Here is a 13940-nt window from a genome sequence, read left to right on the forward strand (position 1 = left end):
CGGCCTCGGTGGGGACTACTTCAGCTCAATCTCGATGAAGGCGTATTCGCGCTCATTGGCGCTGATGACGTCGTGCTCGACGCCTTCCTTGCGGAAATAGGGCGCGCCCTTCTTCATTTCGGCGAAGGATTCGCCGTCCTTGGTCAAGAGCTTCAGCTTGCCGTCCATCAGCGGCACGATGACATAGTCGTGGCCATGACGGTGCCAGCCGGTGTTGTCACCCGGCGCGAAGCGGTATTCGGTGACGATGACGCGCTCATTGTCGATGAAGACGGTGGCCTTGGCGGATCCGGTCATGTCGTTCTCCTGTTTGACGTAAAGAAGAACATGCGGCGGCGGGCGGCGAGTGCCAGGGCGGACCAGCGCATGACGCCAGTAAAAGAAAAGCCCGGCACGGGGGCCGGGCTCGTCTGCGAAATTTTCGGTCGGATCAGGCGAGATTGCCGTTGATCCAGTGCGACAGCGCCGTCTTCGGCGCGGCGCCAACCTTCATGTCGGCCATTTCGCCGCCCTTGAAGATCATCAGCGTCGGGATAGAGCGCACGCCGAACTGCGCGGCCAGCTCCGGATTCTCGTCGATGTTGAGCTTGGCGATCTTCACCTTGCTGCCGAGTTCGATGGCGATGTCTTCCAGCGCCGGCGCGATCATCTTGCACGGGCCACACCATTCCGCCCAGAAATCGACCACGACCGGCTCCTTGGCGTCAAGCACATCGGTCTGGAAGTTGCTCTTGTCGACCTTGACGGTGGCCATGCGAAAATCCTTTCGAGAGTTATTGTCGCACCAAATGTGGTGGTGATCGTGCCCTTCTTCAAGCAGCTGTTGTGTCACGCTCCCGTGAGTCGGGCAAGAGCGTCGTCCATGACCGCCGGCGGCAGCTCGATCAGCCGCGGCACTTCAGTGAACAGCAGAGCCGCCGAGACCTCATGCCGGGGGTAAAGCGGCTGGAGCAGCGCGCGGTAGAGCGCGAGCTGCAGGACATAGGCCGGTGGAACGTCCGCCAGCGCTGCTGGCGCCGGCCGGTTGGTCTTGTAATCGACGATCGACACCTTGCCTGATGTGACCGCCAGCCGGTCGATCTTGCCGGAGATGGAACGCAGCTTGCCCTTGACCTCCAGGCTGCCCATGACCGCGACTTCGGCGCGCGACGATGATGCAAACAACTGATCGAAGCGGCTGTCGGCAAGGATCGCCGCCACCGAGGTCAAGGCCTTGTCGCGCTCGCCTTCAGGCCATTGCGCGCCAACGCGCTTGAGATAGCGTTCCGCGGCATCCCGGCGTTCGGCCTCGGCAATGCCGGGCAGCATCTGCAACAATTTGTGCAGCGCCAGCCCTCGCATCACGGCAAAGCCAGGTTCCGCCTCGGTGTCCAGCACCGGCGAGCCGGTGTCGATTACGGCTTCCTTGGCCTCATCGATCAGGGCCGAGGCGCCGGAGGGCGACAGCGGTCGCGGCAGATCCTCGAAAGGCGGCAAGGGCTGGAACAGGGTCTTCGGCAACGGCTCGAACTGTTGCGTCTGCCGCGCCTCTTCGGCCGCCGCCTGTGCGACCGGCGGCAATTTTGTCACGTGAAACCGATGCACGGTCTCGCCGGTGGCGGGGTGCAGTCGCTCATCGCTTTCGGGGGCGCCGACCAGCGCGCGGCTGACGATCGAATGCCAGGTACCGGCGTTCGGTGCCCGCTTGCCATGGTAGCCGCAGACGATCAGCCGGTCCTCGGCGCGGGTCATGCCGACATAGAGCAGCCGACGGTATTCGTCGTCGGACAGCTCGCGAGCGCGAACCGAAGCGGCCCGCGAGAATCCATTGGCGACATCGCTGGCCGAGCGCCAGAGATAGCCCTTGCCACCCCAGTGCTCGCCCGAGCCATCGAACGGCATCAGTCGCGGCAGATGCTGGTCGCTGAACGGCGCCGAGCCGCCATCGACCAGGAACACGACAGGCGCCTCCAGGCCCTTGGCGGCATGCACGGTCATGACGCGAACCTCGTCGCGGGTCTGGTCCATTTCGCGCTTGATCTCGGGGCCGGCATTTTCCAGCGTCGACAGGAAGGATTCCAGTCCCGGCAGGCCGGTCCGTTCCCCGGCCAGGCAAAAGCTTAGAAACTCGTCGAGGATGTCGCCGGCCTCCGGCCCGAGCCGCGCGATCATCTTCTTGCGCAGGCCGTCGCGGGCGAGAGCCCCGGCATAGAATTCGAACACCGGCTTGAATGCGGCTTCATCAGACCATGTGTCGAGTTGGGCAACGATTGCGGCCAAGGCAGCGCTTTCGCCGGCTTGCTGCCTGAGCGAAGCGATCAGCGAGAGACCAGACGGCCGCTCGCCCGCCAGCGCGAAAAGCATCTCTTCCGAAACATCGAAAATCGGGCTGCGCAGCACTGCCGCAAGCGACAGATCATCCTCGGGCTGGATGAGAAAGTGGCCGAGCGCGATCAGGTCCTTCACCGCGATATGGCCGGGCAGGCTGAGCCGGTCGGCGCCGGCGACCGGGATGTCGCGGCGCTTCAGCGCACGCGTCAGCGCATGGACAAAGCGATCGCGCTTGCGCACCAGCACCAGCACGTCGCCGGGGCGAAGCTTCTTGCCACGGCCTTCGATGATCTCGCCGGTGCCGATCCAGCCAGCAATGGTCGCCGCCACGTTCTCGGCAACACGCACCGCCGGCGCATGGGCGTGGTCGACGGCTTGCGTCCAGTCGTCGGGTTCGTCGACGACATCGGCGCCGATCGACGGCCAGACCTCGACATAACCCGGCGCATCGGTGCGGATCGCCTTGTGGTCGAGCGGGTCGGGATCGTGGCTGATGCCGCGCCGCACGATCGGGTCGGCAAAGACACGGTCCACCGCCGCAAGCACGTCGTCGGTCGAGCGGAACGACCAGGTCAGCTTGAGATCGGCGAAGGCGGCGTTGGCGTCGCGCACCCTTCCGGCAAACAGGATCCTTGAGTCGGCAAAGGAGTCGGGCGCCGCTCCTTGAAAGGAATAGATCGACTGCTTTTCGTCGCCGACGGCAAAGACCGTGCGATGAACATTGTCGCGCGCGCCGAGCCCGGCAAAGAATTCCTCCGCCAGCCGCTTAACCACCTCCCATTGGTCGGGGCTTGTGTCCTGCGCCTCGTCGAGCAGGATGTGGTCGATGCCCTGGTCGAGCTTGTATTGCACCCAAGGGCCGGCGTCGGGCCGCGCCAGAAGATTAACCGTTCGGGTGATGAGGTCGTTGAAGTCCAGAAAGCCGCGGGCGCGCTTCAAGTGCTCGTAGCGGGCGATGAGCCAGTCGGCGATGGTCAGCGCGGCACGTGTGCCCTCCAGCATCCTGAACAAGGCCAATCGATCGGAGATTTCGAGGATCGCATCGGCAGCTGAGAGATAGCGCTCGGCAAGATCGGGCAGCCGGTCGAGCAACGCCTTCTTGAATGTCTTTGCCGGCTCATAAGGCTCGCCATCCGCTCGCAGGAAAGCTTTTGCCAGCAGATGCAGCCGGCGAACCGGATCATCCTCGGCGAAGGCAAGACGCGCATAGGGCAGAAGAATGTTCAGCACGATGCGGGCATCGGCGGCTTCGGCAGCGCGGGCAAAGGTGATGAAATAGTCCGGCAGGAAGCCCGGCAGCGGCCAGACGGAGGCCGCCAGGCCTTCGGCGGTCTGGCCGGCGCGAAACCTGAACTCGTCGAACAGCGCCCGGAAGCCATCGCCACCGGCCGCGCTGATGAAGGCGCGCAAGCCGTCGCGCTTGCGCACGATCTCGGCCAGCAATGCGTCGAGCCCATGTTCGCCGCCGCGCTCCAGAATGGTGGCGAATGCCTCTGCCAGTCCCGCATCGCCGGCGGCCGTGCCCGAGATCATGTCACGACGGGCGGCGGCGAAGAGCGACGCCTCCATCTGCGGATCGAGCATTTCGAAATGGGCCGGAATGTTGGCTTCCAGCGGGAACTGGTGCAGCACCGATTCGCAGAAGGCGTGGATGGTCTGGATCTTCAGCCCGCCCGGCGTCTCCAGCGCCTCGGCGAACAGCCGGCGCGCGCGGCGCATGGTTTCGCGATCGGGCTGGCGACCGTCCAGCGCCTCTACCCTCGCCGCCAGATCGACGTCGGCAAGCGCAGTCCATTCCGACAACGTCGAAAACACCCGGTTCGACATGTTGGTGGCGGCGGCACGGGTGTAGGTCAGGCACAGGATCTTCGATGGATCGGTGCCACGCAGCAAGAGCCTGATGACGCGCTGGGCCAGCACATGGGTCTTGCCCGATCCGGCATTGGCCGACACCCAGGCGGAATTTTTCGGGTCGGAGGCGCTTGCCTGGCTGGCGGCGGTATCGGTCGGGATGGGATAGGCCTTCTTCATGCCTCCCCTCCTTCGTCGTCGGCGTCGCCGCCGGCGGACCATTCGAGAACGCGGGCGAGATGGTCGTAGTCGCCATCGGTCTCGCCCTCGCGAAATGGCAGCGCCCGCGACAAATAGCCGGTCGTCGGGTCGGCGTAATGGATCAGCAGTTTTTCCAACCGCGCCCAGGCCTCCTCGGCGAGATCGGCGGCGGTTCGCGGCTTGCGGTTGTATTCGAGGATGGATTCCTCGAATACCTCGCCGTTCGGCTTCAGCCTGACGAAGGCCAGTTGCGACGGCTCGCGCGCGCCAAGCCCCTTGAAGGCCCCGCGCCTCAGCAATGCCCCTTCCAGCGCCAATTGTGGCGACAGCAGCGTGTGCGCCTGCGCCTTGGACGGCGAGGAGCCGGTCTTGTAGTCGAGAATGTCGGCCATGCCGCCGGCCAGCAGGTCGACGCGATCAGCGTAGCCGGACAGCGTCACGCCGGACCGGCCAACGCCGGTTTTCTCGGCGCGCTCCTCGGCGTGCCGCATTGTCACGGCAAGGGCGCGGCCGCGCTCCCATTCGATGATCCCGGCCGCAAGCTTTTCGAAGCGCGGCCACCATACCGCCTCGACATCGTTAGGAAGGGCCGCTTCGGCAAAGCATTGGCGGCCGGCGACGATGAGACCGTCAAGCGCCTCCGGCACAAGCGGATCGGCCACCTTCGCCGAGAAAAGATGCAGGATGGCGTGAAACAGCGTGCCGCGCTCGGCAGCACCCGGGTCGCGGATGACCGGGTCGAGCGGCATCAGGCGCAGGATCCTCCTGGCATAGATCGCGTAAGGGTCGCGGCGCAGCGTCTCGATCTCGGTGACCGAGAAATGCTGCGGCCGCTCAGCCAGCGGCGGCTGCGGCTGCGGTCGCGGCGCGAAATCTCTCCTTTCGCCGGCATCGAGCGCACGTGCCCAGGAAAGGAATTCATCACCACGCCGGCGCAGCACTGCCGCATGGTCCTTGCCGATGAAGGTCAGGAGGCGCTGCAGCCAGCGCGACGGCACCGCCGGCGCGTCGCCCGAGCGGGCGGAGCGCGCCAGCACCACTTTCTTCGCCCCCATCGCCATCTGGAAATCATGGGCGGCCAGGCCGATGCGCCGTTCGGGCGGGTCGAGATCGATGCCGGTCTTCATCAGCCGCGACATGAAGCGGTCGCTCTCCGGCTTGCGCGGCCACACGCCTTCATTGAGCCCGCCGACGACCAGCGTGTCGACGCTCTGCAACCGGGCTTCCAACGCGCCCCAGATGGCGATGTTCCTGTCGGTGCCTTGTGCCGGCTTGACGGTTTCGGGCGCGATCAGCGCCTCCATCACATCGGGCGATTCGTCCGCCGCGAAGGAGAACGACGCCGAGGCGGCGACCAGCCCGCGCAAGAGCTCGGCGAGCTTCTCACCGGCATCGCCCGCATAGAGTTCGCTCAGGCTGCCATCCGCGGTGCGGCCGAGACCTTCGAGCGTGACGACGCTGGCCCGGGTCAATTCGGCAAGATCGGCCTCGGCTTGATTGCGAAAGGCGATCAGCGGCGCCAGCGCCGCGGCTAGGCGGATGAGCAATTTGCGGGCGCCCTCGATGTTGCGCACGGTCAGGCGGGAAAACCAGAAGGGCGGGCGGGCATCGCCCAGGCCGGTGAGACGTATGTCGAAGAGCTCCGGCAACGATGCAATGTCGGGGCGGCCGGTGCCGCCACGCAGCGCCACCAGTTCGATGATCTCCGCCGCATGACGGACGCTTGTGCGTTCCAGGCCGAGGCCAAGCAGCGGGTGCTTGAGCAGCGACAGCAGGGCGACCGGATCGCCGGGCCGGAACGCGGCCTGAAGCGCCAGCCTGAGCAGACTGGCGGCTGGCGTGTTGATGAGCGGCGTGCCGCCCGAATCGTCGGCCACGACCCCAAACCGCAACAGCTCGACCGAGACGCGCCGCGCCAGGGCGCGGTCGCCGGTGACGAGCGCCGCACGCTGGCCGGGCTGCTCGACGGCACGTTTGAGCGCGACGGCGATCGCCACCGCTTCGTCGCGTTCGCCGGCGGCTTCGAGAAGCGTCACGTCGGCGAAGGCATCAGTGATGTCCGCGGCGGCAAAGCCAGCGCGCGTCTGCGCCCATAGCTCAGTGGTTTCGGCCGGCCGCAGCGCCTCGCCGACAAGTGCGGCGCGCAGCGCGAGCGGCCTTTCGGCAACGGCGATTTCCTCGACATCGCCGCGCAGCACGCCGATCTTGCCGACCAGTTTTGCCAGGCCGTATTGCGGATGGCCAAGCAAGGCCGGGCGCGCCCCGGGCGCCGCGATTGCCTGGAATGACGGCTCATCCAGCATCAAATCGAGGCCGGGCAGCACGACGGCGCCGCTGGGCAGGCCGGCGATCACCGCAAGCAATTCGGCGGTGGCCGGAATCGACCCGGTGGAGCCGGCTGCGATCACCGGCCCAGTGGGCGGATTGCGCTTCAGCCGCGCCGCTTCCAGCCTTATCAGCGCATTGCGATGCGCGGCGGGGTTGGAGCGGTTGCGTTCCTCGAGGAGATCCGGCCAGTTTTCGGTGACGATGCTCAGGAAGTCGAGTGTCACTTGCCACCAGCCGGCAAGGTTGCCGGTGACCAGATCGGCGAGCCTGGTCCAGTCTGTGCCTTCGGTCTCGATCTCGTCCATCAGCCGGGCCAGGTCGCGCGCCAGCCAGATGGCGTCGGCGGCGGAGGCCGGCACAACGATCTCCTCATCGAAAAGTGCCGCGACATGGGCAGGCAAGCGGCGCTTCCAGGCGCGCACCAGCGGTGCCAGCAGCAGCAGCCGCTCGATCGCCGCGATCGGCGGCGCGAGATCGATCGCCGCCGATGCGTCGGCCTCGAATGCAGCTTCGTCCTCGTCGAACTCGCCAAGCGGACGGATGACCGGCAGGATCGCCGAGCGGCCACCCAGACGGTCGACGAAGACGCCGCGCAGCGCCCGCGCGGCGCGGCGCGTCGGCACGTAGATGGTGGCGTCGGCCAGCGCCAGCGGGTCGCCGTCGAAGCGGAAACCGGGAACAAGCCGCCCCGACAGCAGGGCCTCGGCCAGCGTCGGCAGAAACGGCGCTCCGGGCGGGATCGAGAAAACGCGGCGGGAGCCGCTCATTTCAACTCAGTGAAGGCGCTGGTCAACTCGGTAAAAGCACTGGGTGACTCAGCGAGAGCAGCGGCGACGGCGGCTTCCGCAAGCGGAATGGCGTCTGGCGTGCCGACGGTGATCCAATGGCCGTGCATCACCGTGCCGAACAGGCGGCCGGCAGCAATGGCCGCATCGAAATAGGCGTTGAGCGAATGCGGACCGGCCGGCGCATCCGCGAAAAGCCTGGGATGGACGATCGCCGCCCCGGCATAGATCAGGCCTGTCGGGTCGCCTTTCGAACGCCGCAAGGCGCCGTCCGGCGCCATCAGGAAGTCCGTGCCGCCGCTGTGTCCGGTTGCTGACTGGAGATCCGCGAGCATCAGCAGAATATCCATTTTCGCCGCGTCCCATGCAAGGGCGAGGCGGGCAAGGTTGGGCACGCCGCTGTCGATCCAGAAGGTGTCGGCGTTGACGATGTAAAAGGGAGCCCCTCCCAGTTCCGGCAAAGCATGGACGATACCGCCGGCGGAATCGAGCAGTCTTTCGCTTTCATCGGAAATGACGACTTTCGGGGCGCGGCGCGCGGCGACATGGGCGACGATCTGTTCGGGGAAATAATGGACGTTGACCATCGCCTTGTCGACGCCGGCCTGCGCCAGGCTGTCCAGGCTCCAGTCGAGCAATGTCTTGCCTGATATCTTGACCAGCGGCTTCGGCATCGTGTCGGTGATTGGCCGCATGCGCTTTCCCAGCCCGGCGGCAAGCACCATTGCGGTTTTGAGGTGTGTCGTCACAGCGACCGCTCCTCTAGCAGGCCGTGGGCGGTATAGAAATCCCGCAAGCTGGCCAGCCGGGGATGCGCCAGCGCTCGCCTGAGATAGTCGCGAATGCGCGGCAGATGTTTTAGATAATAGGGCTTGCCGTCGCGCTTTTCGAGCCGAACAAAAATGCCGAGTATCTTCGAATTGCGCTGCGCCGCCATGATCGCATAGGTCTCGACGAATTCGTCTTCGTTGAAAGCGCCAGCCTTATGGCGCGCATTGATATAGGCGTTGAGCGTCCGCTTCTCGATCTCGGGCGAAAGCGTGACGCGCGCATCCATGGCAAGCGAGGCGAGGTCGTAGGCGGACGGGCCAATCAGCGCGTCCTGAACATCGACGATGCCGAGGCGATCGTGACCGGTGCGCTCGCCGCGCCAGATGATGTTGGGCGAATGGAAGTCGCGCAGCATGAGCGTGTATTCGCGCCCCTCCAGCCGGTCGAGGACCGCATTCCATTCCCTGTTATAGCCGGCGCGCAAGGCATCGCTTGCCGGGCCGCCTGATATCGCCGGCACATACCAATCGACCAGCAATTCGGCTTCGATCATCATGGCGTCGCGGTCGAAAGGCGGCACGTCGTGAAAGACGCCGGGCGCGGCCTCCATTCGATCGGGCCATGATTTGCCATGCATCATGGCAAGCAGTTTGGCCGCCGCTGCGTACCGCTCCGCCACCGGCTGACCATGCTGGCCGAGAAATCCCTCCGAGCCGAGATGCTCCAAGAGAAGAAAGCCTTGGTCCAGGTCTTGCGCATGGATCTCCGGGGCGCTGACGCCGCCGGCCCGCAGCGCCCGGTCGATGGCGACGAAGGCCGAGACGGATTGCGCGGTGTGGGCGATCACCGCATAGGGCTTGCCGTCGCGGACCGGCGGCCCGTGCACCAGCCTTGGTGAATTCATCAACACGCGCCGCGGCAGGCCGGCCAGCGAGACGATCTCATAGGAGCGGGCCGATGCGTCGCCGATAAAATATCGTCGCTGCGCTTTGCCCCAGCCAGCTCTTTCCAGAAAATCGCGCATCGCCAGCGATCGCGCCGCGCGCTCGAAGGCAGCGCCTTGTCCCGACAGTCTCGCCAGGCGGCCGTCGCCCTGATGGAGCAGCTCGATCTGGACCGAAGTCTTTGGCAAATAGGACCCTGCCCGTTCCGGCCATTCCACCAGGGCAGCGCCTTGCGCCAGCGCCTCGTCGAAACCCAGTTCGTCCAGCTCGGACGCCGAGGACAGGCGATAGAGGTCGAAATGATGGATGGGAACGCGCGCCTCATAGCTCTGGACGAGCGTGAAGGTCGGGCTCGGCACATCGAGACCGGAATCGTCGGTCATGGCCCTGATCAGCGCCCGCGCCAAACTCGACTTGCCGGCGCCAAGGTCGCCTTTGAGCGCCAGCACGTCGCCGGGGCGCAGCGACATGGCCAGATCCTCGCCCAGCCTTGCGGTCGCAGCCTCGTCGGCGAGAAAACGCTCCAGCACCACGCCTGCCATCGAGCGCGCTACTCGGCCGCCGCGCGGATGCCGGACGGCGTGTCGGGAAAGGCACAAATGACGGTGGTGCCCCTGTCCTTGCCGGTCTCGATGCGGACGCTGCCGCCATGCAGCTCGACAAAGCTCTTGACGATCGACAGGCCGAGGCCGGCGCCGCGCCGGCGGCCACCATTGGTGCGCGGCTCGAAACGACGGAACACCGAATCGAGCAGGTCCGGCGGCATCCCGGGACCGTCATCGTGGACGGAGAATTCCACGCCTTCGGCAAGCGAGCGGCAGGCGAGCGTGATGGTGCTCGCCTCCGGAGCGTAGTTCGCGGCGTTGCTCAGCAGATTGTAGAGGATCTGGCGGACGCGGGTTTCGTCGCCGTGGAACGTCTTTGGCGCGGTGGCCGCGTCAATCTTGAGCCTGATTGCATGCTCCTCCAGCCGGTCGGCAACAAGCTCGGCGGCGGCGGCGATGGTCCGGTCGACGTGAACTTCGGAGATGTCGAGCTCCATGATGCCGGCATCCACGGTCGCCAGGTCGAGGATGTCATTGACGATGGTGAGCAGTACCGAGGAAGACGAGCCGACATGCTCGACATATTCGCGCTGCTTCTGGCTCAATGGCCCGGTCGACGGCAGCGAAAGAAGCTCGGTGAAGCCGATGATGTTGGTCAGCGGCGAGCGCAATTCGTAGGAGACGTGCTGCACGAACTCGTTCTTGAGCTGGTCGGATTTTTCCAGCGCCTCGTTCTTGTCCTTCAGGGCCCGCTCGACATTGACGCTGTCGGTGACGTCGACGAAGGTCATCATCACCTGCCCGTTGGGCAGTGGGATCATCGCGTAGCGCAGCACGTTGCCGTTGTTCAGCTCGGTCTGGCCGTGGCGGTCGCGGCGCTCATCGTCGAAACCGGTGATGGCGGCAACGAACCCGGCCCAGGGACTGTCGGCGGCGCGCCGGTCGCAAAGATCGCGGATCGTGGAGACGTGGACGTTGGGCTTGGCGGCGTCGGCGTCCAGTCCCCAAAGTGCTGCGAATGCCGGGTTCGACAATCTGAGCCTTCCGTCCGGGCCGAACACGGCCACGCCCTCGGCAAGATTGTCGAGCGTCTCGCCCTGGACCCGCACCGCGGTCTGGTAGCGGCTTTCGAGGTCCATCTTCTCGGTCAGGTTCTCGAACACCCAGGTCACGCCGCCCTTGGGCTGCGGATTGGCGACAACGCGGATGGTCTTGCCGTCCGGCAGATGCCACCAATGTTCCTGCGACTCGACCGCGCGATAGGCGCCTAGCAGGCTCTCCTTCCAGCGCCGCCATTCGGGCTGCTCGGCGATCTTGCCTTCGCTGCGCAGCCGGTCGAGCAACAAGGCGTTGTCTGGGGCGCTGTGCAGGAAGCCGCTGTCGAGGCCCCATAGTTTCTGGAACGCCTGGTTGAAAAACCGCAGCTTCTCGTCGGTATCGAAAATCGCCACGGCGGTGTTGAGTTGATCGAGCGTGTCGGCATGGCTCCGCACGGTCCGCTCGTACTCGTTACGGATGATCTCGATGCCGCTGGTGTCACAGGCAAGACCCGCCGAACCATCCGCGCCGGCGAAGTCGGTCACAGCGAACATGCGGCGGTCGCCTTCGATGACGGTGGAAAGCGCCTGCTCGAAGACGGGATGCGACTTGTGCTGCGCAGCGATCGCATCGCGCGCCTGGCCACCCAGGAATTCCTTCGCGTCGCGAACGGCCGCTTCGGCATTTTCCGCTTCGACTGCTTTGGCATAGGCGCGGTTGACCCATTTCAACCGCCCGTCGGCCGTGCGCAGCCATGACGGCATGCTGAGCGCGTCGAGAAGGCCGAGCATCGTGTCATAGTCGGTGGCGAGGCGCTGGTTCTCGATTTTCAGCCTGGCCTCGCTTCGCTGCGTTTCAGACAGCGAGACGAAGCGCACAAGCACGTGTGCTGCGCTCTTGCGACCGTGCACTTCGAGCGGCGCACCGACCTGCGATTCGATGACGAGATCGAACGGCCTCGCCTTTTCACGCAGTCCCGCCACGGCATTCTCGAGCGCCGCCGCCGAGCGCGGCATCAGCCAACGGCCGAAGGCGAGGAAAGCGGCGCGGTCTTCCGGGGTGCCGCTTTCGATCGGCAATGTCCCGACGAGCTCGGGTTTCTTGTTTTCCGAGGCCCATACGATGACACGCTGGTCGCGCAAATTGAGCAGCGCCTCGGAGCGCCGCAGCGCAGCGTTGACATCGGCCAGGCGGGCTCTGAGTTCGACATTCTGCGCCGAGGTGCGCGCTCTTTCGCGGATCAGGGCGATGGCCGAGACAAGTGCCGCGCCCATGACACCGACAAACATGGCGAGCTGCATGACCTCGACCGTGGAGACCGACAGCCCGGCTTTTTGCGCAGCGACGGTTTCAGCATGCGCCGCAAAACCGAGCAGCGGGCAGGCGAGCGCGGAAGAAGCAAGCAATTTTCCGACGCGAGCGCCAGCGCACCATAAGAGGCTTCCGCCTGTTGCAGCGGAATCCGTGGTCACCGAATCGTTGTGGCCGCCGGAAACGGCCTGTCCCGCGCGAGGCGGGTTATCCCCCGGCATGTCTTGGTCCTCTTCGCCGCCTGAATGCAAGACCGCCCTGATGCGTGCGTCGGCCCTCGTCCCCGGACCCGCGAATCAGCACCATAGCGCTTGCGCGAATCGGCGTGAAGAATCAATCAGCGCAAAAATAAAGCCGGGCGAAAAGTCAATCGCCCGGCATCAATATCTAGTGGTAATTTAAGCTTTGGTTAATAGCGGTAGTGTTCCGGCTTGAACGGCCCCTGCGGGGTCACGCCGATATAGGCGGCCTGTTCGCCGGACAGTTCGGTAAGCCGGGCGCCAAGCTTGTCGAGATGCAGGCGCGCGACCTTTTCATCGAGATGCTTCGGCAGGACATAGACCTGATTCTCGTACTGGCCGGGCTTGGTGTAGAGCTCGATCTGCGCCAACACCTGGTTGGTGAAGGACGCCGACATGACGAAGCTCGGATGGCCGGTGGCATTGCCGAGATTGAGCAGGCGGCCTTCCGACAAAAGGATCATCCGCTTGCCGTCCGGGAAGGTGATCATGTCGACCTGCGGCTTGATGTTGGTCCACTTCAGATTGCGCAGCGACGCCACCTGGATCTCGTTGTCGAAGTGACCGATATTGCCGACGATCACCATGTCCTTGAACGACCGCATGTGGTCGAGGGTGACGACGTCCTTGTTGCCGGTGGTGGTGATGATGATGTCGGCCGTCGGTGCGGCATCCTCGAGCGTGACGACTTCGAAGCCGTCCATCGCCGCCTGCAACGCGCAGATCGGATCGACCTCGGTGACCTTGACGCGGGCGCCGGCGCCCTTGAGCGACGCCGAAGAGCCCTTGCCGACGTCGCCATAGCCGCAGACGACCGCGACCTTGCCGGCCATCATCGTGTCGGTGCCGCGGCGAATGCCGTCGACCAGAGATTCCTTGCAGCCGTATTTGTTGTCGAATTTCGACTTGGTCACGCTATCGTTGACGTTGATGGCCGGGAACGGCAGCAAGCCCTTCTTCTGCAACTGATAGAGCCGGTTGACGCCGGTCGTCGTCTCTTCGGTGACGCCGCGGATCGCTTCCTTCTGCTTGGTGAAGAAGCCGGGCGAAGCCGCCATACGCTTCTTGATCTGCGCAAACAGGATCTCTTCCTCCTCGCTGCCCGGATTGGAGAGCACATCCTCGCCGGCTTCGGCGCGCGCGCCGATCAGGATGTACATGGTGGCGTCGCCGCCATCATCCAGGATCATGTTGGAGGTGCCGCCATCGGCCCACTGGAAGATCCTGTCGGTGTAGACCCAGTAGTCTTCGAGCGTCTCGCCCTTGATGGCGAAGACCGGAATGCCGGCCTCGGCGATGGCCGCGGCCGCATGGTCCTGGGTCGAGAAGATGTTGCAGGAGGCCCAGCGGATATCGGCGCCGAGCACCTTCAGCGTTTCGATCAGCACCGCCGTCTGAATGGTCATGTGCAGCGAACCGGTGATGCGCGCGCCCTTGAGCGGCTGCGCCTTGCCGAATTCCTCGCGGCAGGCCATCAGACCCGGCATTTCGGTTTCGGCGATCTCGATCTCCTTGCGGCCCCAGCCGGCAAGAGAGATGTCGGCGACCACATAGTCTTTGCTACCCGTCATGGCAGTGCTCCGATCAAGAATTGTCTTCGGGATGCGCCCGCGCCAA

At 65.0% G+C, this 13940-nt stretch carries 8 protein-coding genes; all 8 read right to left on the reverse strand.

Going from position 1 to position 13940, the window contains the following annotated elements; all coding sequences use genetic code 11:
- Nucleotides 1-15: 15 nt before the first annotated feature.
- Complete coding sequence (locus CIT25_RS10415; RefSeq protein WP_095484465.1) at nt 16-297, reverse strand: cupin domain-containing protein; 282 nt, start codon at nt 295-297, stop codon at nt 16-18.
- A gap of 133 nt (nt 298-430) precedes the next feature.
- The gene (gene trxA, locus CIT25_RS10420) at nt 431-754 is read right to left on the reverse strand and encodes a thioredoxin (protein ID WP_027152031.1); all 324 of its coding nucleotides are present in this window, start codon (nt 752-754) and stop codon (nt 431-433) included.
- A gap of 74 nt (nt 755-828) precedes the next feature.
- A complete protein-coding gene (gene addA, locus CIT25_RS10425; protein ID WP_095484466.1) occupies nt 829-4341 on the reverse strand; it encodes a double-strand break repair helicase AddA in 3513 nt (1170 codons plus the stop codon).
- Nucleotides 4338-7457, reverse strand: coding sequence for a double-strand break repair protein AddB (addB, locus tag CIT25_RS10430; RefSeq protein WP_095484467.1), 3120 nt, complete (start codon nt 7455-7457; stop codon nt 4338-4340). Before addB ends, addA begins: the two co-directional genes overlap by 4 nt.
- Nucleotides 7454-8200 (reverse strand): nucleotidyltransferase family protein, encoded by a 747-nt coding sequence (locus tag CIT25_RS10435; RefSeq protein ID WP_095484468.1) that lies wholly within the window; start codon nt 8198-8200, stop codon nt 7454-7456. Before CIT25_RS10435 ends, addB begins: the two co-directional genes overlap by 4 nt.
- A 20-nt stretch (nt 8201-8220) precedes the next feature.
- On the reverse strand, nt 8221-9732 hold the full coding sequence (gene tsaE / locus CIT25_RS10440; protein ID WP_095484469.1) for a tRNA (adenosine(37)-N6)-threonylcarbamoyltransferase complex ATPase subunit type 1 TsaE: 1512 nt from the start codon (nt 9730-9732) through the stop codon (nt 8221-8223).
- An 8-nt stretch (nt 9733-9740) separates the two neighbouring features.
- Entirely contained in the window at nt 9741-12305 is a 2565-nt protein-coding gene (locus tag CIT25_RS10445; protein WP_095484470.1) for a sensor histidine kinase, read from the reverse strand.
- A gap of 188 nt (nt 12306-12493) precedes the next feature.
- The gene (gene ahcY, locus CIT25_RS10450; protein WP_095484471.1) at nt 12494-13894 is read right to left on the reverse strand and encodes an adenosylhomocysteinase; all 1401 of its coding nucleotides are present in this window, start codon (nt 13892-13894) and stop codon (nt 12494-12496) included.
- Nucleotides 13895-13940: the final 46 nt, after the last annotated feature.

The sequence above is a fragment of the Mesorhizobium mediterraneum genome (assembly GCF_002284565.1).
Classification (GTDB): domain Bacteria; phylum Pseudomonadota; class Alphaproteobacteria; order Rhizobiales; family Rhizobiaceae; genus Mesorhizobium; species Mesorhizobium mediterraneum.

Bases quoted from the DNA above. Each gene is read 5' to 3' on its own strand.
- CIT25_RS10415 (WP_095484465.1), bottom strand. From the start codon at position 297: ATGACCGGATCCGCCAAGGCCACCGTCTTCATCGACAATGAGCGCGTC.
- trxA (WP_027152031.1), bottom strand. From the start codon at position 754: ATGGCCACCGTCAAGGTCGACAAGAGCAACTTCCAGACCGATGTGCTT.
- addA (WP_095484466.1), bottom strand. From the start codon at position 4,341: ATGAAGAAGGCCTATCCCATCCCGACCGATACCGCCGCCAGCCAGGCA.
- addB (WP_095484467.1), bottom strand. From the start codon at position 7,457: ATGAGCGGCTCCCGCCGCGTTTTCTCGATCCCGCCCGGAGCGCCGTTT.
- CIT25_RS10435 (WP_095484468.1), bottom strand. From the start codon at position 8,200: ATGGTGCTTGCCGCCGGGCTGGGAAAGCGCATGCGGCCAATCACCGAC.
- tsaE (WP_095484469.1), bottom strand. From the start codon at position 9,732: ATGGCAGGCGTGGTGCTGGAGCGTTTTCTCGCCGACGAGGCTGCGACC.
- CIT25_RS10445 (WP_095484470.1), bottom strand. From the start codon at position 12,305: ATGCCGGGGGATAACCCGCCTCGCGCGGGACAGGCCGTTTCCGGCGGC.
- ahcY (WP_095484471.1), bottom strand. From the start codon at position 13,894: ATGACGGGTAGCAAAGACTATGTGGTCGCCGACATCTCTCTTGCCGGC.